Source organism: Brevundimonas sp. SS2672 (assembly GCF_059579685.1).
In genome coordinates this window covers 3,234,147-3,255,820 of the sequence record NZ_CM184201.1, presented here as the reverse complement: position 1 = coordinate 3,255,820, position 21,674 = coordinate 3,234,147, and the positions used below count along the sequence as shown (strand labels likewise).

Annotated in this window: 14 protein-coding genes, 1 tRNA gene and 1 pseudogene; 7 read left to right on the top strand and 9 right to left on the bottom strand. The window is 68.9% G+C overall.

Annotation, left to right across the window (positions count from 1 at the left end; all coding sequences use genetic code 11):
- Window positions 1-29 precede the first annotated feature (29 nt).
- The 5 genes from AC52GN_RS16310 to AC52GN_RS16290 all read left to right on the top strand — a co-directional run bounded on the left by AC52GN_RS16310 (window position 30) and on the right by AC52GN_RS16290 (window position 7,356).
- On the top strand, window positions 30-818 hold the full coding sequence (locus tag AC52GN_RS16310) for an efflux RND transporter permease subunit (protein WP_496527763.1): 789 nt from the start codon (window positions 30-32) through the stop codon (window positions 816-818).
- A complete protein-coding gene (locus AC52GN_RS16305) occupies window positions 788-3,298 on the top strand; it encodes an efflux RND transporter permease subunit (RefSeq protein WP_496527762.1) in 2,511 nt (836 codons plus the stop codon). Before AC52GN_RS16310 ends, AC52GN_RS16305 begins: the two co-directional genes overlap by 31 nt.
- Before the next feature lies 1 nt (window position 3,299).
- Window positions 3,300-4,739 carry an efflux transporter outer membrane subunit gene (locus tag AC52GN_RS16300; protein WP_496527761.1) on the top strand — a complete coding sequence of 480 codons (1,440 nt, stop codon included), beginning with the start codon at window positions 3,300-3,302 and terminating at the stop codon, window positions 4,737-4,739.
- A gap of 188 nt (window positions 4,740-4,927) precedes the next feature.
- Window positions 4,928-6,097: a glutamate 5-kinase gene (gene proB / locus AC52GN_RS16295; RefSeq protein WP_425543230.1), complete on the top strand. Its 1,170-nt coding sequence runs from the start codon at window positions 4,928-4,930 to the stop codon at window positions 6,095-6,097.
- Window positions 6,094-7,356, top strand: a complete 1,263-nt coding sequence (locus AC52GN_RS16290) for a glutamate-5-semialdehyde dehydrogenase (protein WP_496527760.1) — start codon at window positions 6,094-6,096, stop codon at window positions 7,354-7,356. Before proB ends, AC52GN_RS16290 begins: the two co-directional genes overlap by 4 nt.
- A gap of 158 nt (window positions 7,357-7,514) precedes the next feature.
- On the opposite strand, the gene AC52GN_RS16285 is transcribed toward AC52GN_RS16290, so the two are convergent.
- The gene (locus AC52GN_RS16285) at window positions 7,515-9,956 is read right to left on the bottom strand and encodes a membrane-bound PQQ-dependent dehydrogenase, glucose/quinate/shikimate family (RefSeq protein ID WP_496527759.1); all 2,442 of its coding nucleotides are present in this window, start codon (window positions 9,954-9,956) and stop codon (window positions 7,515-7,517) included.
- Between the two features lie 139 nt (window positions 9,957-10,095).
- On the bottom strand, window positions 10,096-10,755 hold the full coding sequence (locus AC52GN_RS16280; protein ID WP_291779975.1) for a TetR family transcriptional regulator: 660 nt from the start codon (window positions 10,753-10,755) through the stop codon (window positions 10,096-10,098).
- A 428-nt stretch (window positions 10,756-11,183) separates the two neighbouring features.
- Here AC52GN_RS16280 and AC52GN_RS16275 point away from each other — a divergent pair, with 428 nt between their 5' ends.
- Complete coding sequence (locus AC52GN_RS16275; RefSeq protein ID WP_496527758.1) at window positions 11,184-13,310, top strand: M13 family metallopeptidase; 2,127 nt, start codon at window positions 11,184-11,186, stop codon at window positions 13,308-13,310.
- A gap of 480 nt (window positions 13,311-13,790) precedes the next feature.
- Here the strand turns inward: AC52GN_RS16275 and hisS are convergent, their stop codons facing one another.
- The 5 genes from hisS to AC52GN_RS16250 form a co-directional block, all read right to left on the bottom strand.
- Window positions 13,791-15,263, bottom strand: a complete 1,473-nt coding sequence (gene hisS, locus AC52GN_RS16270; RefSeq protein WP_496527757.1) for a histidine--tRNA ligase — start codon at window positions 15,261-15,263, stop codon at window positions 13,791-13,793.
- A gap of 57 nt (window positions 15,264-15,320) precedes the next feature.
- Complete coding sequence (locus tag AC52GN_RS16265) at window positions 15,321-16,541, bottom strand: DUF418 domain-containing protein (RefSeq protein ID WP_496527756.1); 1,221 nt, start codon at window positions 16,539-16,541, stop codon at window positions 15,321-15,323.
- A 62-nt stretch (window positions 16,542-16,603) separates the two neighbouring features.
- Window positions 16,604-17,170: a hypothetical protein gene (locus AC52GN_RS16260; RefSeq protein ID WP_291779985.1), complete on the bottom strand. Its 567-nt coding sequence runs from the start codon at window positions 17,168-17,170 to the stop codon at window positions 16,604-16,606.
- Window positions 17,170-18,048, bottom strand: a complete 879-nt coding sequence (locus tag AC52GN_RS16255) for a 3-hydroxybutyryl-CoA dehydrogenase (protein ID WP_338577691.1) — start codon at window positions 18,046-18,048, stop codon at window positions 17,170-17,172. Before AC52GN_RS16255 ends, AC52GN_RS16260 begins: the two co-directional genes overlap by 1 nt.
- A gap of 141 nt (window positions 18,049-18,189) precedes the next feature.
- Window positions 18,190-18,495, bottom strand: a complete 306-nt coding sequence (locus AC52GN_RS16250) for a YggT family protein (protein ID WP_291779989.1) — start codon at window positions 18,493-18,495, stop codon at window positions 18,190-18,192.
- 122 nt (window positions 18,496-18,617) lie between these two features.
- Here AC52GN_RS16250 and AC52GN_RS16245 point away from each other — a divergent pair.
- Window positions 18,618-18,693, top strand: a tRNA-Ala gene (locus AC52GN_RS16245).
- A gap of 59 nt (window positions 18,694-18,752) precedes the next feature.
- On the opposite strand, the gene AC52GN_RS16240 is transcribed toward AC52GN_RS16245, so the two are convergent.
- Together AC52GN_RS16240 and AC52GN_RS16235 are read right to left on the bottom strand one after the other, a co-directional pair.
- Window positions 18,753-19,772, bottom strand: coding sequence for an NAD-dependent epimerase (locus AC52GN_RS16240; RefSeq protein WP_496527755.1), 1,020 nt, complete (start codon window positions 19,770-19,772; stop codon window positions 18,753-18,755).
- 1,090 nt (window positions 19,773-20,862) lie between these two features.
- Window positions 20,863-21,327: pseudogene (locus tag AC52GN_RS16235) on the bottom strand (M20/M25/M40 family metallo-hydrolase); the annotation flags it as partial.
- Window positions 21,328-21,674 lie beyond the last annotated feature (347 nt).

Here is a 21,674-nt window from a genome sequence, read left to right as displayed (position 1 = left end):
GAGGAGGCTCACGGGCCGGAACCTGATCCATGAACATATCCCGCTTCTTCATCGACCGACCGATCTTCGCGATCGTGATCTCGGTCTTCATCACCCTGATCGGCGCCTTCGCCATGCCGATGCTGCCGCTGGCGCAGTATCCGGATATCGCGCCGCCGACGATCAGCGTGACCGCCTCCTACGCCGGCGCCTCGGCTGAAACCCTGTCCGAGACGGTCGCCGCGCCGCTGGAGCAGGAGATCAACGGCGTCGAGAACATGCTCTACATGACCTCGTCGTCGACCTCCGACGGCCGGGTCCAGGTCACCGTGACCTTCCAGCCCGGCACCGACCTCGACACCGCCCAGGTGCTGGTCCAGAATCGGGTCGCCCTGGCCGAGCCGCGCCTTCCGGCGCAGGTCCGTCAGGTCGGCGTCGTCGTCAACAAGGAGTCGACCGGCTTCCTGATGCTGGCGTCGCTGACGTCCGACGACCCCGGCATCGACAGCGACTACCTGGGCAACATGGCCCAGTCGACCATCCGCGACCGCCTGCTGCGGATCGACGGCGTCGGCGGCGTCCAGGTCTTCGGCGGCGGCAACTACTCCATGCGGATCTGGATCGACCCGGCCAAGGCGGCCGCGCGCGACCTGACCGCGCCGGAGATCGTCGCCGCCCTGCAGGCCCAGAACGTCCAGGCCGCCGGCGGTTCGATCGGCCAGCCCCCTTCCCGACCAACGCCGCCGCCTTCGAGCTGCCGGTCCAGGTCGAGGGCCGCCTGTCGGCCCCGGAAGAGTTCGGCAAGGTCGTGCTCAAGACCGACGCTCAAGGGCGCGTGACCCGCGTCAGCGACATCGCCCGCACCGAACTCGGCTCGGAAATCTACGGCGTCGAGGGCTACTTCAACGGCCAGCGCGGCGTCGGCATCGCCGTCATCCAGCAGCCGGGTTCCAACGCCCTGTCGACCGCCGAGGCGGTCATCGCCGAGCTGGACGCCATCAAGGCCGACTTCCCGCCCGGCGTGAAGTACGCCATCCCCTATAACCCGACGGAATACGTCGCCGCCTCGGTCTCGGCCGTGGAGCACGTGCTGATCGAAGCCGTCTTCCTGGTGATGATCGTCATCCTGGTCTTCCTGCAGACCTGGCGTGCGGCCATCATCCCGATCCTGGCCATCCCCGTCGCCCTGGTCGGCACCTTCGCGGTGCAGTTGGCCCTGGGCTTCTCGATCAACTCCCTGTCGCTGTTCGCCCTGGTTCTGGCCGTCGGCATCGTCGTCGACGACGCCATCATCGTGGTCGAGAACGTCGAGCGCTACATCCGCGAGGGCCTGACGCCCAAGGAAGCGGCCTATCGGTCGATGCAGGAAGTGTCGGGCGCCCTGATCGCCATCTCCCTGGTGCTGACCTCGGTGTTCGTGCCGACCGCCTTCGTGCCCGGCATCCCCGGCATCTTCTTCCGCCAGTTCGCCGTCACCATCGCCTCGGCGACGCTGATCTCGCTCCTCGTGTCGCTGACCTTGTCTCCGGCCCTGTCGGCCCTGCTGCTCAAGCCGCACAAGGAGCACGATCATCACCGCAAGCCGGGTCTGATCGGCACGATCACCTATTACCTCGGCTGGGCCGGAGCCAAGTTCAACGAGGGCTTCGACTGGGTGTCGGACCGCTACGGCCGTATGACCGCCCGCCTGATCCGCATGGTCACCGTCATGCTCGTCATCTACGCCGCCCTGCTGGCGTTGACGGGCTGGCGCATGACCGACACGCCCACCGGCTTCATTCCGGCGCAGGACCAGGGCGTGCTGATCGGCGTCGTCCAGCTTCCGCCGGGCGCCTCGCTGGAGCGCACCAAGGCGGCGATGAACAGGGCCGTCGAAATCGTCCAGAAGGCCGATGGCGTTCAGGAAGTCACCGCCTTCGCCGGCCTGGACGGGTCCAGCTTCTCGCTGTCGTCCAACGCCGCCACCATGTTCATCAAGCTGAAGGACTATGACGAGCGGACCACGCCCGAACTGGAAGCCTCGGCCCTGGCCGGCGCGCTCAGCGGGGCGACCGGCGTCATCGAGGAAGCCAGCATCTTCATGCTGTCGCCCCCGCCCGTTCAGGGCATGGGCACCGGCTCGGGCTTCAAGATGATGATCCAGGACCGTTCGGGGGCCGGCTTCCAGGCCCTGGAAGGCGCGACCTTCGCCATGATGGGCGCCGCCGCCCAGGCCCCGGATCAGGTGCAGCAGGTGTTCAGCCTCTACAACACCGGTTCGCCGCGCATCGCCGCCAACGTCGACCGCGACAAGGCCCTGTTGATGGGGGTCCAGCCCTCGACCGTGTTCAGCACCCTGGGCACCTACCTCGGCTCGACCTACGTCAACGACTTCAACTTCCTGGGCCGCACCTTCCGCGTGACCGCCCAGGCCGAGCCCGCCTATCGCGACGAACTGGCCGACATCGCCAATCTGAAGGTCCGTTCGGCCACCGGCGGCATGGTGCCGATCGGTTCGGTGGCGACCCTGGCCGACGATTCCGGCCCGGCGCGCGTGGTCCGCTACAACCTGTTCCCGGCTTCGGAACTGCAGGGTGAAGCGGCGCCGGGCGTGTCCACCGGCGACGCCATCGCCGCGATGGAGGAGCTGGCGGCCAAGACGCTGCCGGACGGCTTCAGCTACGAGTGGACGGAAATCGCGCTGCAGGAGAAGGCGGCGGCCGGCGGGTCGACCATCATCTTCCTGATGGCTGTCGTGTTCGTCTTCCTGGTGCTGGCCGCTCAGTATGAGGCCTTCACCCTGCCGCTGGCGGTCATCCTGATCGTGCCGATGTGTATCCTGGCGGCCATTCTCGGGGTGAACCTGCATGGTCTGGACAACAACATCCTGACCCAGGTCGGCCTGGTGGTCCTGATCGCCCTGGCGGCCAAGAACGCCATCCTGATCGTGGAGTTCGCCAAGCAGGCCGAGGACGAGCAGGGCCTGAACCGCTGGGACGCCGCCGTCCAGGCCGCGCGCCAGCGTCTGCGCCCGATCCTGATGACCTCGTTCGCCTTCATCTTCGGCGTGCTGCCCCTGGCGATCGCCTCGGGCCCTGGATCGGAGATGCAGAACGCCCTGGGGATCGCAGTGGTCTACGGGATGCTGGGGGTGACCTTCTTCGGTCTGATCTTCACCCCGGTCTTCTACGTCATCTGTCGCTGGATGGCGGGCAAGCTGCCCAAGGCGCCGGGCAAGGAGCGCGAGCTCCCCACCAGCTTCGGCGCTCCGCCGCACGACCCCTTTGACCCCGACGGCCCGGAACCGGCGACCGCCGCTCCGCGCCAGGGAGATGCGTAAAATGAACGGCAAACTCCGCACTCTGCTGACCGCCGCGGGGTCGGCCGCCCTGCTCGCCGCCTGCGCGGTGGGCCCCAAGGCGCCGCTCCCCACCCTCCCGGCCGAAGGCCAGGGCGCCTTCATCGGCTCGCAGTCCGCCTCGGTTTCGACCGCGGCGGCCCGCGACGACTGGTGGCGGCTGTATCAGGACCCGACGTTGGACGGCCTGATCCAGCAGGCCCTGACCGAGAACAACGAGCTGGAGGCGGCCGCAGCCAATCTGCGCGCCGTCCGGGCCTCGCTGTCCGAAGCCCGCTCGGGCCGGTTCCCGACCACCACGACCTCGGCCGCCTATAACCGCAGCCGCGCCTCGACTGACACCGTGCCCACCGCCGGCGGCGCCAAGCTGCCGGAGGTCGACACCTATGACGTCGGCCTGGACGTCTCCTATGAGATCGACCTGTTCGGCCGGGTGGAATCCTCCATCCGCGCCGCGCGGGGCGACGTGGCCGCCGCCGCCGCCGCCCTGGAGGTCGTGCGGGTGACCGTCGCGGCCGAAACGGCCCGGGCCTACGCCGACACCTGCTCGGCCAACGCCCAGATCGCCGTGGCCGAACGGACCATCGACTTGCAGACCCAGACGGTCGACCTGACCCAGCGCCTGCTGGACGGGGGCGCCGGCAATGGTCTGGACGTCGCCCGCGCCCGCGCCGCCCTGGAGCAGACCCGCGCCAGCCTGCCGCCCCTGCGGGCGTCGCGCGACGGCGCCCTGTTCCGCCTGGCCACCTTGACCGGCCGCACCCCGGCCGAGGCCAGCGAGGCGGCTCGCGCCTGCCAGTCCCCGCCGCAACTGTCGCAGCCGATCCCGGTCGGCGACGGCGCGGCGCTTCTGGCCCGCCGTCCCGACGTGCGTCAGGCGGAGGCCCGCCTGTCGGCGGCCGCCGCCCGCGTCAACGTCGCCACCGCCGGCCTCTATCCCAGCATCCGCCTGGGCGGCTCGGTGGGATCGACGGCGCTCGACGCCTCGGACCTGGGCGAGGACGCCAACTTCCGCTTCAGCGTGGGTCCCCTGATCTCCTGGTCCTTCCCCAACGTCTGGGCGGCCCGCGCGCGGATCAAACAGGCCGGCGCCCAGTCGGACGCGGCCCTGGCGACCTTCGACCAGACCGTGCTGACGGCGCTGCAGGAAACCGAGACGGCGCTCAGCGCCTACGCCAACGAACTGGACCGTCGCACGGCCCTGCGCACCGCGCGGGATCAGGCGGCTACGGCGGCGCGTCTGTCGCGCCTGCGCTTCGACGCCGGCGCCGACAGCTTCCTGACGGTGCTCGATTCCGAGCGCACCCTGGCCGGCGCCGACGCCGCCCTGGCCGCCTCGGAAGCCCAGGTCACCACCTACCAGATCGGCCTGTTCAAGGCCCTGGCGGGCGGTTGGGAACAGGCTCCCGATCCCGAAGCCTGACCTTCAGCCTCAAGCTGAAACTGAGACGCCCGGCCGGTTCGCCCGCCGGGCGTTTTCTTTGGCGCTTCTTCCGCCGCGCAACACAAAGACAGAATTTTCTTCATTTGAATCGCGCGTCACGGCCATCGCGTCGAATAATCCTCGCTAACAACTTGGCCGGGACGATGATCTTGCGATAGGGAGGCGATGTGACCGCCTCCTCCGCCCTCCCCCAAGCCGCTGCGGCCGCAGCCTCGCCCGCCGTCGCCCTGACCCAGGCGCGCCGGGTGGTGATCAAGATCGGCTCGTCCCTGCTGTTCGACGCCGATCGACGCGCCGTCGCCGCCGACTGGCTGGCCAGCCTGGCCGCCGACATCGCGGCACTGCGTCGCCAGGGGCGCGAGGCGATCGTCGTCTCCTCCGGCGCCGTGGCCCTGGGACGCGGACGCCTGAACCTCTCGACCAGCCGCCTTCAGGACAAGCAGGCCGCGGCCGCCGTGGGCCAGACCCTGCTGATGCACGCCTGGGAAGAAGCTTTGGCGCCCCACGGTCTGATGGCGGGCCAGGTGCTGCTGACCCGCGACGACACCGAACGGCGGCGCCGCTGGCTCAACGGCCGCGCCACGCTTGAGGCCCTGCTGAGCCACGGCGTCGTCCCCGTGGTCAATGAGAACGACACCGTCGCCACCGAAGAGATCCGCTACGGCGACAACGACCGCCTGGCCGCGCGCGCGGCGCAGCTCGGACGGGCCGACCTGCTGATCCTGCTGTCCGACGTGGACGGCCTCTACACCGCCGATCCGCGTCGCGATCCGGACGCCCGCCACCTGCCCCTGATCGAGCGGCTGTCGCCCGAGGTGCTGGCCATGGCCTCAGGCGCCAATGCGCAGGCCGGCGTCGGCACAGGCGGCATGGCGACCAAGCTGGCGGCGGCCCAGATCGCCGCCTCGGCCGGGTGCGCCACCGTCATCGCTTCGGGACTGACGGCCCATCCGCTGAAGGCCGTGCTCGACGGCGCCCGCGCCAGCCTGATCCTGGCCCCCGCCACCCCCATGGCCGCATGGAAGCAGTGGATCGCGGGCAGCGTGGCGCCCGGCGGCGCCCTGACGCTGGATGCGGGGGCCGTCGCCGCCCTCCATGCCGGAAAGAGCCTGCTGCCCTCCGGCGTCGTCGCCGTCAGCGGCGACTTCGGCAAGGGCGACAGCGTGCGCCTGACCGGCCCTGACGGTCTTCGCATCGGCGTCGGACTGGCCGCCTACGCCGCCGACGAGATCGCCCTGATCCGCGGCCGCCATTCGGACGCGATCGAAAGCCTGCTGGGCTATCGCGGCCCCTCGGTCGTCATCCACCGCGACGACCTGGTTCTGGAGGACCGATGAGCGACCTCGACGCCGCCATGCTGGACATGGGCCGCCGCGCCCGCGCCGCCGCCGACGCCCTTCGCGCCACGACGCCGGACGCCCGGACCGAGGCGCTTCACCGGCTCGCCGCGGCCTTGCGCGCCGCCGAAGCCGACATTCTGTCCGCCAACGCCCGCGACGTAAGCCGCGCCCGCAACGGCGGCCTGTCCGAGGCCCTGATCGACCGCCTGGCCCTGACCCCCGCCCGCGTCGAGGGCATGGCCCTCGCGGTCGAAACCATCGCCGCCCAGCCCGATCCCGTCGGGGCCGAAATGGCCCGCTGGACCCCCGCCAACGGTCTGGACATCGCCCGCGTCCGCACCCCCATCGGCGTTCTGGCCGTCATCTATGAGAGCCGCCCGAACGTCACCGCCGACGCCGCCGCCCTGTGCATCCGGTCCGGCAACGCGGCGATCCTACGCTGCGGCTCGGACTGTCTGGATTCCTCGCGCGCCATCGCCGCTGTCGTCACGAGCGCCCTGGCCGAAGCGGGCCTGCCCGCCGACGCCGTCCAACTGGTCCCCGTGCCGGATCGCGAGGCCGTCGGCGCCATCCTGTCGGGCCTCGACGGCGCCGTCGACCTGATCATCCCGCGCGGCGGCAAGAGTCTGGTCGCGCGGGTTCAGGCCGAGGCGAAGGCGCCGGTGCTGGGCCACCTCGAGGGCCTGTGCCACACCTATCTGGATGGCGCGGCCGATCTCGACGTCGCCCGTCGCGTAGCCCTGAACGCCAAGATGCGCCGCGTCTCGGTCTGCGGCGCCACCGAGACCCTGTTGGTGGATCGAGCTGAGGCGGCGCGCCTGCTGCCCGCCGTCGCCGCCGACCTGCTCGCCGCCGGATGCCAGCTGCGCGGCGACGCCGAGGCCCGCGCCTTGGCCCCGAACATGAGCGAGGCGACCGAGGTCGACTGGACCACCGAATACCTGGCCCCCATCCTGTCGGTGCGCGTGGTGGACGGCGTGGACGGCGCGGTCGACCACATCCGCCGCTACGGCTCGGGCCACACCGAGGCCATCGTCACCACCGACGAGGCGGCCGCCGAACGCTTCGCCAACGGCGTCGACAGCGCCATCGTCCTGATCAACGCCTCGACCCAGTTCGCCGACGGCGGCGAATTCGGCTTCGGCGGCGAGATCGGCATCTCGACCTCAAAGCTGCATGCGCGCGGGCCAGTCGGGGCGGAGCAGTTGACCACCTACAAATATGTGGTGCGCGGCCAGGGCCAGACGCGGCCGTAATGCACCTTCTCCCTCCCCTTTATGGGAAGGGTGGCTGAGGCGCAGCCGAAGCCGGGTGGGGGCGCTTAAGCAGACCACACCCCGCCCATATCGTACGGCCCTCCCCACCCGGTCGCTACGCGACCACCCTCCCCATAAAGGGGAGGGAGAACCGCGCCTCAACGACTTTCGGGGAGCGCATAGGCGATCACATAGTCCCCGCGCGGCGTCTCCATGAAGTGATGCCCGCCGGCCATGATGACCAGATACTGGCGGCCGTTCTGCTCATAGATCATCGGATTGGCCTGACCGCCCGCCGGAAGCACGTCCGACCACACCGTCTTGCCCGTCTCGATATCGATGGCGCGGATCAGGTCGTCCGTCGCGGCGGCGATGAAGATCAGCCCGCCCGCCGTCACCGCCGAGCCGCCGTTGTTCGGCGTGCCGATCTCCAGCGGCAGCATGGAGGGGATGCCGAACGGTCCGTTCTTCCTCGCCGTGCCGAAGGGGCGGTCCCACAGGGTGCGGCCGCTCTTCAGATCGATGGCGCGCATCCCGCCATAAGGCGGCTGTTTGCACAGCAGGCCGGTGAACTTGACCCGCCAGCCCGCATTGACGTCGATGGCGTAGGGCACGCCCATCTGCGGGTCGCCCGCGCCCTCGGCCTTGGACTTCGACAGGTTGCCGCCGCGGTTGGCCGCCTCCTTCTCGCGCTCGATGTAGCGAGGGTCGTCGCGCGGGAACCAGCCCAGGCGGTCCGCTTCGGCGCGGGGCACCAGGCGGTTGTGGTTGGGCATGTCGTTGTAGTTGGCGACGATGACGCCGCGCGCCGGGTCGACCGCCACCCCGCCCCAGTCCGAGCCGCCGTTGTAGCCCGGATACTGGATCCAGTAGCGGTCCGCCGTCGGCGGGGTGAAGTAGCCGTCATAGGCCGCCTGATGGAACTGGATGCGGCAGACCATCTGGTCGATCGGCGACATGCCCCACATGTCCCGTTCGGTCAGGTCGGCCTTCCTCAGCGTGTGGAACAGGGAGAAGGGCTGGGTCGGGCTGCGCTGCGAGGGCTCGACGCCGCCCTGGGGCACGCGGCGCTCCTCGACCTTGTGCAGAGGCTGGCCGGTGCGGCGATCCAGGATATAGAGGTCGCCCTGCTTGGACGGCAGGATCACCGCCGGAACCAGCGTCCCGTTGATCGGCATGTCGACCAGGGTCGCCTGCGAGCCCAGGTCATAGTCCCACACATCCTTCCTCACCGTCTGGAAATGCCAGCGCGGCTTGCCCGTGGTCACGTCCAGCGCGACCAGGGAGGTCGAGTATTCATTCTCCGCCGGGCGGCGCAGGCCGGAATAATAGTCGGCCGAGGAGTTGCCCATCGGCAGGAAGACCAGGCCCAGCGCCTCATCCGCTGTGGCCGTGGTCCACATGTTCGGCGTGCCCGGCGTATAGGTCTCGCCTTCGGGCGGCAGGGTCGTGATGTCCGGCCGCATCATGTCCCAGGCAAAGCGCAACTCGCCCGTCACCGCGTCGAAGCCCTGGATCACGCCCGAGGCGTTCCACCGCTTCTGGCCGTCCAGAACCTGATGGCCGGTGACCACCACCCCGCGCACGATGACCGGCGCCGAAGTGATCGACACCATGCCGGGATAGGGGTCGCCCATCCCATGCTTGATGCTGACTTCGCCATTCGCGCCGAACCCGGCGCAGGGCGCCCCCGTGCGGGCGTCCACGGCCACCAGCCGTCCGTCCAGCGTGCCCTCGATGATGCGCGTGGCGCAGGGCTGAGCCGCATCAACGTTAGGGACGGCGTAGTAGGTCACGCCCCGGCAGGCGGCGGTATAGGGGATCTGGTCGTCGGCGACCTTGGGATCATAGGTCCACTTCTGCTGGCCCGTGGCCGCATCGACCGCGAACAGACGATTGCGGGCCGAGCACAGGTAGAGGGTGTCGCCGACCTTGAGCGGGGTCGTCTCGGCGCCCCAGCGCTCATCCGGCAGGTCGCCGGTGCGGAAGGTCCAGGCGCGCTGCAGTCCCTTCACATTGTCCTTGTTGATCTGGCTCAGCGGAGAATAGCGCTGGGCGCTGTCAGAGCCGCCCCAGGCGGGCCAGTCGGCGCCGACCTTCAGCACCGCCGGGTCGCCCACGCCGCCGTTTCCGGCGGACGGAACCGGGCTCATCACCCTGGCCTTGTTGGCCTGGGCCACGACCACGCCGGAAACGAGGCAGAAGACGGCGATCGCCGCGAGCCCGCCCCAGACCAGCTTGCCTCCGCCCCCGTCGCGCTTCAGCGCCGGCAAGCTGAGGACCACGGCGATCAGCAAAACCAGCGGCGCCACCACGCGCGGGACCAGGGCCCAGCCGTTCAGTCCGACCTCCCACAGAGCCCAGACGACGGTGCCGATGAAGATGGCGATATAGAGCCAGGCGCCTAACGGCCGCAGCAGGGCCAGAAGCCCCCCGGACACGATCATCAACAGGCCGACGATCAGATAATAGGCGGAGCCGCCCAGCATGATCAGCTGGCCCCCGCCTATGGTCAGCGTCAGCCCGATCAGGGCGATGACGATCCCCAGAAGCCTGACAAGGACGCTGCCGAATCCACGTCCGCGCTCAATGGACGACATGGCGCCCTCCCATCTTCAGCTTGGCCTTGGACTGCAACACCCGAAGAAGAGCGGCGTTCCATCGGCTTCTGAGAATGGGCGAGAAAAAGGGCCGCGCGCCTGCCCGGCGTGCGGCCCCAGATCGATCCCGACTGAAGTCTTACTGACGCGCCAGCTGGCTGGACAGGATCAGCTCGAGCTGTTTGCGGATATGCGGCGTCAGCTCTTCGATGCCCCAGTTGTCATAGGCGGCGAAGCGGAAGTTGGAGATGAAGACGTCCCAGATCAGACGCGCCAGAAGCGGCAGGTCCACGTCCTGGCGCAGTTCGCCCTCGCGCACGCCGGCCTGCAGCAATTCAGCCACGGCCTCGACCAGCGGACGGACGAAGGCGCGCGAGCGCAGATCGGCGTCTTCCGGCTGGAACCAGGAGCGGGCGACCATGGCCTGCATCAGCGGCAGGTGGTCCAGCGAGCGGTGATAGCCGGCGGTCAATCCGTTCGACAGGCGATCCAGGACGCGGCCTTCGGCGGCCGCAGCGGTGCGGATGTCGGCCAGCAGGCCTTCCATCTCCTCGGAGAAGACGGCTTCGAACAGCTCGGCCTTGTCCTGGAAGTTGGCGAAGACGGCGCCGGTCGACATGCCCGCCCCCTTGGCGATATCGCGGATGGTGGCGGCGTCATAGCCGCGCTCGGCGAAGAGGGTGCGGGCGGCGTCCAGCACCTTCTGACGCGTGCGCACCTTGGCGGCCTGGCGGCGGTTCAGTCGAGGCTGGGCTTCGGCTTCGGCGACTGCAGGGGCGGACTGGGAAGACTCACGCATCGGCGACGGCTCTAAACTCATCTATAGGCGGCGTTCGCCTCATCGCGGCTCGCTGTCGTCCGACGCGAACCTGGAACGAGACTGACGACGCTCCTGGGAGGAAGTGGTGAACTTTCATCACCGAACAATGACCAAAATGGGTCACAAGCGGCATAAAACTTTGCCGCAGGCCGGTTGTGAGTTCAACAGGGCTACGCAGTTCTACGGATAGGGACCGTTGAACGGCATGCGGGAAATCAAAGCTTTGCCGTTAGGCCCGCTTTATTGCACGGCTCATGTATGGCGAAGACATCGGGCGCCGGCGCCGAACCCCGCAGATGCGAATCCCGCCCTCGCCCTTCGCGATAAAATTTTTTAAGACTGCCGGATCGCCCGAAGCTTCTACGCTTCGGGCCGCCCTGCCCTTGGGCCGAGATGAGGAAACGACAATGAAGAAACTGTTCGCTGGGGTCGCCGCCGCGGCCCTTCTGGCGCCCGCCGCCGCCCTGGCCCATGACGGCCACGACCATGCCTGCATCGACGACGCCTGCACCGTCTTCGAACTGTTCCAGACTCCGGCCGCCGAGGGCGGCGCTTCGGGCTGGCAGGGCACGGACGCGCCGAAATACGGAACCTGGGGCTTCGACCTGGCGGGCCGCGACACCTCGGTCGATCCCGGCGACAGCTTCTTTCGCTACGCCAACGGCGCGGCCATCGACCAACTAACCATCCCGTCTGACCGCACCTCCTACGGCTCCTTCGCCCTGCTGCGCGAACTGTCCGACAACCGCATGAAGAAGCTGGTGACGGATCTGGCCGCGCGCACCGACCTGGCCGCCGGTTCGGACGAGCAGAAGATCGCCGACGCCTATCGCGCCTACATGGACCAGGCTCGTGTCGACCAGTTGGACGCCCAACCGCTGGCGCCCTATCTGGCCGCCATCCGCGCCGCCGACACCCATGAGAAGATCGCCGCCTACATGGGCCAGACCCAGGGGCGCGCGGGCGGCTCCTTCTTCGGCACCGGCATCACCATCGACCAGAAGAACCCGACCCGCTACGCCGTCTCGACCGGTCAGTCGGGTCTGGGGATGCCCAACCGCGACTATTATCTGGACGCCCGCTTCGCCGACAAGAAGGAGAAGTATCAGGCCTATATCGAGCGGATGCTGACCAACATCGGCTGGGCCGACCCGGCCGGTTCGGCGACCGCCATCGTCGCCCTGGAAGATCGAATCGCCGAGGCCCACTGGACCCCGATCGAGAACCGCAACCGCGACAAGACCTACAACCCCTATTCGATCCAGACCCTGGCCGCCGAAGCGCCCGGCTTCGACTGGGCCGGCTATTTCAACGCCGCCGGCCTGGGCGCGGTCGACCGTGTGATCGTACGTCAGAACACGGCCATGCCGAAGATGGCCGCCATCTTCGGTGAGACGCCGGTGGCGACCCTGCAGGCCTGGCAGGCCTTCCACACCACGGACGACGCCGCCCCCATGCTGTCGCAGCGCTTCTCGGACGCCCAGTGGGAGTTCCATTCGCGCGACCTGGCCGGCCAGCCCGAGCAGCGCAGCCGCGAGAAGCGCGCCATCAGCTTCGCCGAGGGCGCCCTGGGCGAGGCCGCGGGCCGTCTGTATGTCGCCGAATACTTCCCGGCCGAATCCAAGGCCAAGATGGAAGAACTGGTCGCCAACCTGCGCACCGCCCTGTCGCACCGCATCGACAACCTGACCTGGATGGGCACGGAGACGAAGGCGGCGGCCCAGGAGAAGCTGCGCAAATTCACCGTCAAGATCGGCTATCCGAACAAGTGGCGCGACTATACGGCGCTCGAGATCAAGGCCGACGACCTGTTCGGCAACAGCCAGCGCATGGGCCAATTCCAGTGGAACTACCGCCTGTCGCGCCTGGACCAGCCGGTCGACAAGGACGAGTGGGGCATGACGCCCCAGACGGTGAACGCCTATTACAACTCGGCCAATAACGAGATCGTCTTCCCGGCCGCCATCCTGCAGCCGCCCTTCTTCGACCCGGACGCGGACCCGGCCGTCAACTACGGCGGCATCGGCGGCGTGATCGGCCACGAGATCGGCCACGGCTTCGACGACCAGGGCTCCAAGTCCGACGGCGACGGCGTGCTGCGCAACTGGTGGACCGATCAGGACAAGGCCAATTTCGAAGACCTGACCAAGCGTCTGGGCGCCCAGTACGACGCCTTCGAGCCCCTGCCCGGCTTCCACGTCCAGGGCGGCCTGACCATGGGTGAGAACATCGGCGACGCGGCCGGCACGGCGGTCGGTCTCGAGGCCTACCACCTGTCGCTGAAGGGCCAGCCCGCCCCGGTGATCGACGGCGTGACCGGCGACCAGCGCTTCTTCTACGGCTGGGCGCAGGTGTGGCAGTCCAAGTACCGCGAGGACGCCCTGAAGAACCAGATCGCCACCGATCCGCACAGCCCGGCCGAGTTCCGCGTCATCGGCCCGGTGCGCAACGTCGACGCCTGGTATGAAGCCTTCGGCGTCAAGCCCGGCACGAAATACTATCTGGCGCCGGAAGACCGCGTCCGCATCTGGTAAGACGCAGCGCCTGCTGAATGAAGAGGGCCGGAGCGTCGCCGCTCCGGCCCTTTTTCATGGCGGTTAAAGCTCCCCGCCGTCATTCTCGGGCTTGACCCGAGTATCCAGGAGGCAGCGGTCGGAAGGGTCAGAAGCTTGAGCGCGCGGTTGTCTGGATCCTCGGGTCAAGCCCGAGGATGACGGCGCATTAGGTCAACGCTCCAGCAACTCTCGAATATTCTTCGATACGTGTCCTGAGCTCCGGGCATGAAAAAGCCCGCTGCGGGGGATACATCGCAGCGGGCCTTCTCGCTCTCTCAGGAGCGGACGTTTCCTCCCCGAAACGCCTTCAAGATGTCGCTGCGGCTGAGCGCTGCGCCTCTTGAGTGAGACCAAATGACGCCATGGAGGGGGTCAAGTCAATCAAGCCTCCATCGAAAGAGCGTTCTTTCGTAACTGAACGTTGATAACTCACGTCTTCGTCAGGGTTTTTATCGAAACCTATTCGATAATGGAGCAAACCACCGCGACCAACTGATCGCGCGCCACGGTCTGCTGCCCCGGACGTTCGGCCTTCCAGGCGTCGTTGTCGGCGATGGCGGCGGCGCGGGCGCGTCCGGCGTCCAGATCCTTGATCGTCACCTGACCGGCGGCGATCTCGTCTCCGCCCAGGATGACGGCGGCCGGGGCCCCGCGCCGGTCGGCGTATTTCATCTGCGCCTTCATGCCCGCCCGGCCCAGATACAGCTCGGCGGCGATGCCCGCCGCCCGCAGTTCGGACACGGCGTCGAGATAGTGCTGCATGTCGTCCTCGGAGAAGACGATGGCCACCACCGGCCCGCGCGTCTCGTCCTCGGCGCCCCGTCCGGCCGCGCGCAGAGCCGAAACCAGACGCGACACGCCGAAGGAGAAACCGGTCGCCGGGGTCGACTGACCGGTGAAGCGCGACACCAGATCGTCATAGCGGCCGCCGCCGCCGATCGAGCCGAAGCGCACGGTCCGGCCCTTCTCGTCCTTGGTGTCCAGCAGCAGTTCGGCCTCGAACACCGCGCCGGTGTAGTATTCCAGCCCGCGCACGATGGTCGGGTCGAAACGCACGTCGTCCTGCGCCACGCCCATGGCGGTCAGGGCGCGGTCGATAGCGGCCAGTTCCTTCAGAGCTTCTTCACCCGCGGCGCCCAAGGCGGCGCCGGACACGGCGTCCAGCACGCCCGCGCGGCTGAGGCCCGGCGTCTCGGCCGAGGCCAGGAAGGCTTCGATGGCCCCGATCACCGAGGCAGGCAGGTTCGCGCCCTTGGTGTAGTCGCCGGACTCGTCCAGACGCCCCTCGCCGAGCAGCAGGCGCACGCCTTCGACGCCCAGACGGTCGTACTTGTCCACTGCGCGCAGAGCCGTCAGCCGCTGCACCGGATCCGTGATCCCGCCCGCGTTGAACAGGCCGTCGAACAGCTTGCGATTGGAGACGCGGATCACCGCCTGCCCGGCCGCCAGACCCGCGGCGCGCAGGCCCTCGCAGCCCATGGCGATGATCTCGGCGTCGGCCTCTGGCCGGTCGGAGCCGACGGTGTCGGCGTCGCACTGCCAGAACTCGCGGAAGCGGCCCGGACCCGGCTTCTCATTGCGCCACACCGGCCCATAGGCGTAGCGGCGGAACGGCTTGGGCAGGGTCTCCCAGTTCTGGGCGGCGAAACGGGCCAGAGGCGCCGTGTGGTCGTAGCGCAGGGCCATCCATTGGTCGTCATCGTCCTGAAGCGCGAAGACGCCCTCGTTCGGACGGTCGGCGTCCGGCAGGAACTTGCCCAGCGCGTCAGCGTATTCGAACGCCGGAGTCTCCAGCGCCTCGAAGCCCCAGCGCTCATAGACCTCGGACACGCGCGCGACGATGCGGCGCTCGGCGGTCAGGTCGCGGCCGCGACGGTCGGCGAACCCGCGGGGCGCGCGGGCTTCGGGGCGGTTGGAGGCTTCGTCGGTCATGGGGCGGCGATTAAGCCATCAGTTCCGCCGCCGCAACTCACAGTCCGCCCGACGCTCTCAGGCCGTGCGGCGCAGCGGCAGATCGCGCCCATAGCTGAGGCGCCGCCACAGCCACTCGAACGGCCCCATGGTGAACTTCGACAGCCACAGCGGCGACCAGATCAGCTGCAGCGCCCAGACGCCGACGACGATGGCCCACTGCATCGGATAGTCGACCTGACCGAACAGACGCGGCCCCCACGGCATGTAGAAGATGGTCGTCATGATCAGGGTCTGGGTCAGGTAGTTGGTGAAGGCCATCCGCCCCACCGGCGCCAGCGCCTTGCGCAGCCAGCCCACGCCGCGCGTCGTCATCAGGATCAGCGCCGAGGCGTAGGCCAGGGTGATGATCAGCGGATAGGAGCCCACCGCCATGGCCCAGCCGCCGGTCGCCTCGACCTCGGCCCCGGCCTGGATTTCGAACCATTCCAGCACGCCCAGCAGGGCCAGAACCGCCGCCCCGCCCGCCATCAGCATCGCGTAGACGCGCGTCGGAACCCGCCCGTGGAAGAAGCCCGCCTTGAACAGACCCAGGCCCAGCATCATCAACGGCACGGTCGAGAACACATACATGAGCAGGCTCATGCCCTGGGCGATGGCCCAGGCCTTCAGGTTCTCCAGCGCCGCGCCGGCCCAGCCGCTCTGATAGGCGGCGATCGAGGCGGCGACCGCCCCGTCCGAGGCGCCGCCGCTGCTCATGGCCTCGGGGAAGCGCGCCGTCAGCAGCATCAGCCCGGCCTGAAGCGTCGCCAGAAGGACCGTCGCCCCGGCGCCGATCCAGATCAACGGCTTGGCGGGCATCGACCGCATCAGCATCATGAACAGGCCGGACCAGGCGTAAAGCAGCAGAATGTCGCCGTACCAGAAGGCCGCGCCGTGGATCAGGCCGAACAGGGCCAGGAACAGCAGACGGCGACGCAGGACGCGCCCCTTCGCCTCATCGCCCCGTTCGCCGCCGACCAGGAAGACCGACACGCCGAACAGCATGGAGAACAGGGTGACGAACTTCTGCTGGAAGAAGACGGCCACGACCCATTGCGCCACGCCCGACGCATTGGGGCCCGCCGGAAAGGGCGACTGGCCGCTCGTCATCTCGATCGCCATCATCGGCAGAGCGAAGGCCGCCGCATTGACCGCCAGGATTCCGAGAACCGCCGCGCCGCGCAGCACGTCCAGGGTCACGATCCGCTGATCCGCCGCCACCGGCTTCGGCTGGGCCGTCTCGACCTGATCCCTCATGCTCGCCCCCTGTTCTGCGTGAAGAGGTTGAGGCTTAGGCGGGACCGCCGCTCCGCTTCACGTTAAATCCCCGTAACGTCCCGTTCGGCCAGGACGCCCATGCGGTTCTTGACCGTCGGCGCCGGGACAAAGCCCAGATAGGCCACGCACAGGCCGCCCCACAGGGCGTAGCTGACGCCCATCATGACCGCCAGCGGCAGGCCGCCGACGCCATAGATCAGCAGGGCCGTCTCGATCGCGCCCAGGCCCTGGACGAGGCTCTGCGAGGCGGCGCCCGCCAGGCCCGCCATGATCACGGCCATAACCGTCTGCATCGCCGCCGCCAGCAGGCCGCCGAACACGGTGAAGCGGCAGACCACGCCCAGCCGCGTCGACGGCCGACCGGTCCTGCCGTGGCTGTCAAGCAGCAGCCAGAGACCTGCCGGCGCCGCGATCAGTCCGACCGCCAGCATCACCAGCCGCCAGTCCGTATCCACGCCCGACCACCAGTTCTCGGGCGGCCAGATGAACAGGGTCAGGATCACCGGAGGCCAGGCCGCCGCCGCCAGGGCGGCCGGAACCAGGGCGCCCGCGCCGCGCCGCGGCGCCACGCGCTTCAGGCCCGGCAGGGAGGGAAAGGCGACGGCCATCAGCGGGTCGGAACCGGCGTCTCGCCGGAATAGTCGTAGAAGCCGCGCCCGCTCTTCTTGCCCAGCCAGCCGGCCTCGACATATTTCACCAGCAGCGGACAGGGCCGGTATTTGCTGTCGGCCAGGCCTTCATACAGCACGTTCATGATGGCCAGGGCCACGTCCAGCCCCATGAAGTCGGCCAGCTCCAGCGGTCCCATCGGATGGTTGGCGCCCAGCTTCAGCGCCTTGTCGATCGAGACCACGTCGCCGACGCCTTCATACAGGACATAGACCGCCTCGTTCATCATCGGCACCAGGATGCGATTGACGATGAAGGCGGGGAAGTCCTCGGACTCCGTGATGATCTTGCCCAGGCTCTCGGCGAAGGCGACCGCCGTCTCGAAGGTCGAGGCCGAGGTGGCGATGCCGCGCACCAGTTCGACCAGCTTCATCGTCGGCGCCGGCTTCATGAAGTGCAGGCCGATGAAGCGCTCGGGCCGATCCGTGACCGAAGCCAGGCGGGTGATGGAGATCGAGGAGGTGTTGGACGCCAGCAGAACATCCGGCCCCAGCAGCGGCGTCAGTTCGGTGAAAACGCCCTTCTTGACCGCTTCGTCCTCGGACGCGGCTTCGATGACCAGATCGGCCCCGGCCGCCTCCGCCAGGGTTTTCACGGCGGTGACGCGCTGAAGCGCCGCCTGGGCCTCCGCCTCGGTCGACAGGCCGCGCGCCGCACGCCGCGCCAGGCTGGCCGCGATCTCGCCCAGGGCCAGGGTCACCCGGTCCGGCGCAATGTCGTACAGCTTCACCTCATAGCCGCCGGCGGCCACCACCTGAGCGATGCCCGAACCCATTTGCCCGGCGCCGATGACGGCGACTGTCCTGATCGTGGTCATGAATTACGCGTAAAAGGCGGTCCGCCAGGGACCCATCGTCGGCACCTTAGGAGCCCGCTCGCGCCGCGCAAGGGCGGAAATGGGCGCCGAACGCCGAATCCCGCGCCGCCGTGGCTTCGCTTCAACGGAGGCTCGCTCGCCTCAGCCCAGCGACATGATCAGCATGGGCGCGACCGACCGGTTGAACAGCACGCTCAGGAACTGCAGCGCCAGAAGGGCGATGATCGGGGTGATGTCGATCCCGCCCAGCGGCGGCACCACGCGCTGGATCGGACCCAGGATCGGCCGCGTCACCGTATCCAGCACATAGGCGATCTGGCCCACGAAGCGGTTGCGCGGATTGATCACGTCGAAGGCGAACAGCCAGCTCAGGATCGCCGAGGCGATGATGCACCAGATCATCAGGGTGACGACGGCGTTCACCAGCCAGACAAGGGCGAAACCCATGAGAAACTCCTGCTTCGTTCACGCCGCTTCTAGCGGCCCGGCCGCGGATCGCCAAGGATTCGTGCGCGGCCCGTTGACACGCCCCCCTGGACGCTTCTATGTCCCGCCCCTGCCTGTCGGTCGGGGCCGTAGCTCAGTTGGTAGAGCGCGTCGTTCGCAATGACGAGGTCAGGGGTTCGACTCCCCTCGGCTCCACCAGGGCATCTCCGCGAAATCGTTGAAGACCACCGTCTTTGGGCGCGGTGCCGACGCGCGCGTCAATTCTCACGATAGAAGTTGCAATACCAGTCGACGAAGCGGGCCACGCCCTCCTCCACAGGGGTCGTGGGGGCGTAGTCGAGGGCCGCCAGGGTCTCGGCGACGTCGGCCTCGGTGTCGGCCACGTCCCCGTCCTGCATGGGCATGAGGTTCAGCTTGGCCTTGCGGCCCAGCTTGCTCTCCAGCACCTCGATATAGCGCATCAACGGCACCGGACGGCCGGCGCCCAGGTTCAGGATGCGCCAGGGGGCGACGCCGCTGGTGGCGGGGTTGGGGGCCGTCGCGTCCCACGTCGGGTCGACGGCGGCCGGTCGGTCGAGGGCGGCGATCACGCCGGTGACGATGTCGTCGACATAGGTGAAGTCGCGGCTCATCCGGCCCTCGCCGTAAACGTCGATCGGCTCGTCCTTCAGAATGGCGCGGGTGAATTTGAACAGGGCCATGTCCGGGCGCCCCCACGGGCCATAGACGGTGAAGAAGCGCAGGCCCGTCGCCGGAAAGCCGAACAGGTGGGCGTAGGAATGAGCCATCGCCTCATTGGCCAGCTTGGTCGCGGCGTAGACGGTCAGCGGATGGTCGGCGGGCTGGCGCACCGAGAACGGCAGGGCGCGGTTGGCGCCGAACACCGAACTGGTCGAGGCGAAGACCAGATTATCCGCCCCGACCGCGCGGCAGCCCTCCAGGATGCTGAGGAAGCCGACGACGTTGGAATCGACATAGGTCTCGGGCGCTTCCAGGCTGTAGCGGACGCCCGCCTGGGCGGCGAGGTGGACCACGCGGCGGGGCTGGTGCTCGGCGAACAGGGCGGCGACGCCCGCGCGGTCGGCCAGGTCCAGCGTGTGATGGCGGTAGTTCGGATGGGCCTGAAGCTGAGACAGGCGCGCCTGCTTCAGCGACGGATCGTAATAGGCGTTGAGGTTGTCCAGACCGATCACGCGCTCGCCCCGCTCCAGCAGACGCCGGGCGGTGTGGAAGCCGATGAAGCCGGCGGAGCCGGTGACCAGGACGGGATCGCTCATGATCGGCTGCGATAAACGGTCGCGCGGCCGGACGCCAGCGTTCGCATTTTAGGGCAGAGTCTCGACCACCGCCGGCGAGGGGCAGCATCTGGGCCGACAGATTCAGCCCGACGCCCGCGATCAGGCAGGCGGCTGCGGCGAACAGAACCAGGCGCGTCGTCTTCGCTCCGGGCGCCAAGGGGCGGGCGAACAGCAGGATCAGCAAGGCGATCATGGCCAGGGCGCCCGGCAGGTCCATGCCGACGCCCAGGAAGACGAAATGGCCGATCCCCGCCAGCCAGGCCCCGCCCAGCACTGTCATGACCGCCGGCGGCAGAAGGCTGACCGGCCGCGTCAGGCCCGGATCGATCAGGGCCGCCAGGACCGCCGCCGTCGCCGCCAGCAGCACCGGCCAGACGAACAGCAGCGCCGCCTCGGGCGCCGCGCCCTGTAGGGCGCAGCCGAAGACGAAGACAATGGCGATCAGGCCCAGCCAGCCGCCCCAGGCAGAACGCTCGGCCTGTCCCGGCCACAACGACAGGCCGACCGCGATGACGCCGAGCGCCAGCATCACCGGGCTGAAGCCGCCGATGATCAGAACCACGGCGGTCAGCAGGGCGAACGCCCCGGCGATCACGCGCGGCCGCGTCCGGCGCGCGCCGCTCAGCAGGACCAGCGCCAGGGCGAGCGCCGCCAGCGCCGCTCCCGCCTCCATCCACGGCAGGCGGCGCAGCAGGGTGTAATAGACGTCCGGCGAGGCGGCGCGGCTCGACATCGGCCCGGCCAGCAGACGCGTGGCCTGCAACAGGATGACGCCCCCGGTCAGGAACCACAGCCCGTCCAGCACGCCCAGGCCGACCTGCCCCGCCGTCAGCCCCGCCCCGCGCCGCGCCCGCCAGGCGGCGAAGCCGCCCAGGGCCGCCGCCAGCGCCAGCAGGATCCAGCCCGTCCCTTGCGTATGGGCGATCACCCAGCGGCCGAAGACGTCGGCATAGACCAGGTTCTCGCCCCTGGCCGGCAGGCTCGGCGCGCGCAACAAGGCGTCGGCCGCCTCCAGCGCCTGAGAGCCCAGATGCTGCACCGCGCCCCGGTCCAGATTGGCGGGCGTCGCATTGGCGGCATGATACTGGTCGGGACGGCCGATGAAGGCCAGGTTCAGACCGCCGACGCCTCGGTCCTTGGGCACGGTGAAGTCGGTGCCGTTGGGCATCCGCTCATACATGAAGGCGGCGATGGAGGTGGCGGTGGTCCCGCCGTCGGCTTTCGCCGCCGCACGGCGGAACAGCTGGACCGTCGGCCCCGCCTCGCGCCCGGTCTCGAACATGGCGGCGCGGCCGCCGCCGCCGCGCGCCTCGAGATTGACCACGGCCCCGATGCGGTCGCGCAGGAGATGGCCGCCGAAGAAGACCCGCGCCCCGTCCAGGCCCAGCTCCTCCGCATCGGTCAGCAGGACGATCAGATCACGCTCGGCCGGGCCGCGCGCCTGGATCGCCCGCACGGCCTCCAGGATGGCGGCCGCCCCGGCTGAATCGTCGGCCGCGCCGGGCGAGCCGACCACGGTGTCGTAATGGGCCATCAGCATGACGGCGGGCTGGCTGCGGTCTTTTCCGGGCAGGACGCCGATCAGATTGATCGCCTGATTGTTCGCCGCGCCGGGATCGCCGCCCGCGCGCTCCAGCCGCTTGACGGCGGCGGGCGACAGCGGCCCGGCCTGCTCGCTGACCTGAAGCCCCAGTTGCGTCAGGCGGTCGTTCAGATAGGCGCGGACCCGCGCATGTTCGGTTGAGCCGACCGGGTGCGGCGCGCGGGCGATCTGTTCGATGTCGGTCATGGCCCGGGCGGCCGAGAAGGCGACAGCGGTCGCGTCCGCCGCGCGCGGCTTCGGCGCCTGGGTGGTCCACACCGCCAACAAGAAGGCGAGCG

Coding starts and splice junctions, on each gene's coding strand:
- AC52GN_RS16310 (WP_496527763.1), top strand. CDS start 30: ATGAACATATCCCGCTTCTTCATCGACCGACCGATCTTCGCGATCGTG.
- AC52GN_RS16300 (WP_496527761.1), top strand. CDS start 3,300: ATGAACGGCAAACTCCGCACTCTGCTGACCGCCGCGGGGTCGGCCGCC.
- AC52GN_RS16290 (WP_496527760.1), top strand. CDS start 6,094: ATGAGCGACCTCGACGCCGCCATGCTGGACATGGGCCGCCGCGCCCGC.
- AC52GN_RS16285 (WP_496527759.1), bottom strand. CDS start 9,956: ATGTCGTCCATTGAGCGCGGACGTGGATTCGGCAGCGTCCTTGTCAGG.
- AC52GN_RS16280 (WP_291779975.1), bottom strand. CDS start 10,755: ATGCGTGAGTCTTCCCAGTCCGCCCCTGCAGTCGCCGAAGCCGAAGCC.
- AC52GN_RS16275 (WP_496527758.1), top strand. CDS start 11,184: ATGAAGAAACTGTTCGCTGGGGTCGCCGCCGCGGCCCTTCTGGCGCCC.
- hisS (WP_496527757.1), bottom strand. CDS start 15,263: ATGACCGACGAAGCCTCCAACCGCCCCGAAGCCCGCGCGCCCCGCGGG.
- AC52GN_RS16265 (WP_496527756.1), bottom strand. CDS start 16,541: ATGAGGGATCAGGTCGAGACGGCCCAGCCGAAGCCGGTGGCGGCGGAT.
- AC52GN_RS16260 (WP_291779985.1), bottom strand. CDS start 17,170: ATGGCCGTCGCCTTTCCCTCCCTGCCGGGCCTGAAGCGCGTGGCGCCG.
- AC52GN_RS16255 (WP_338577691.1), bottom strand. CDS start 18,048: ATGACCACGATCAGGACAGTCGCCGTCATCGGCGCCGGGCAAATGGGT.
- AC52GN_RS16250 (WP_291779989.1), bottom strand. CDS start 18,495: ATGGGTTTCGCCCTTGTCTGGCTGGTGAACGCCGTCGTCACCCTGATG.
- AC52GN_RS16240 (WP_496527755.1), bottom strand. CDS start 19,772: ATGAGCGATCCCGTCCTGGTCACCGGCTCCGCCGGCTTCATCGGCTTC.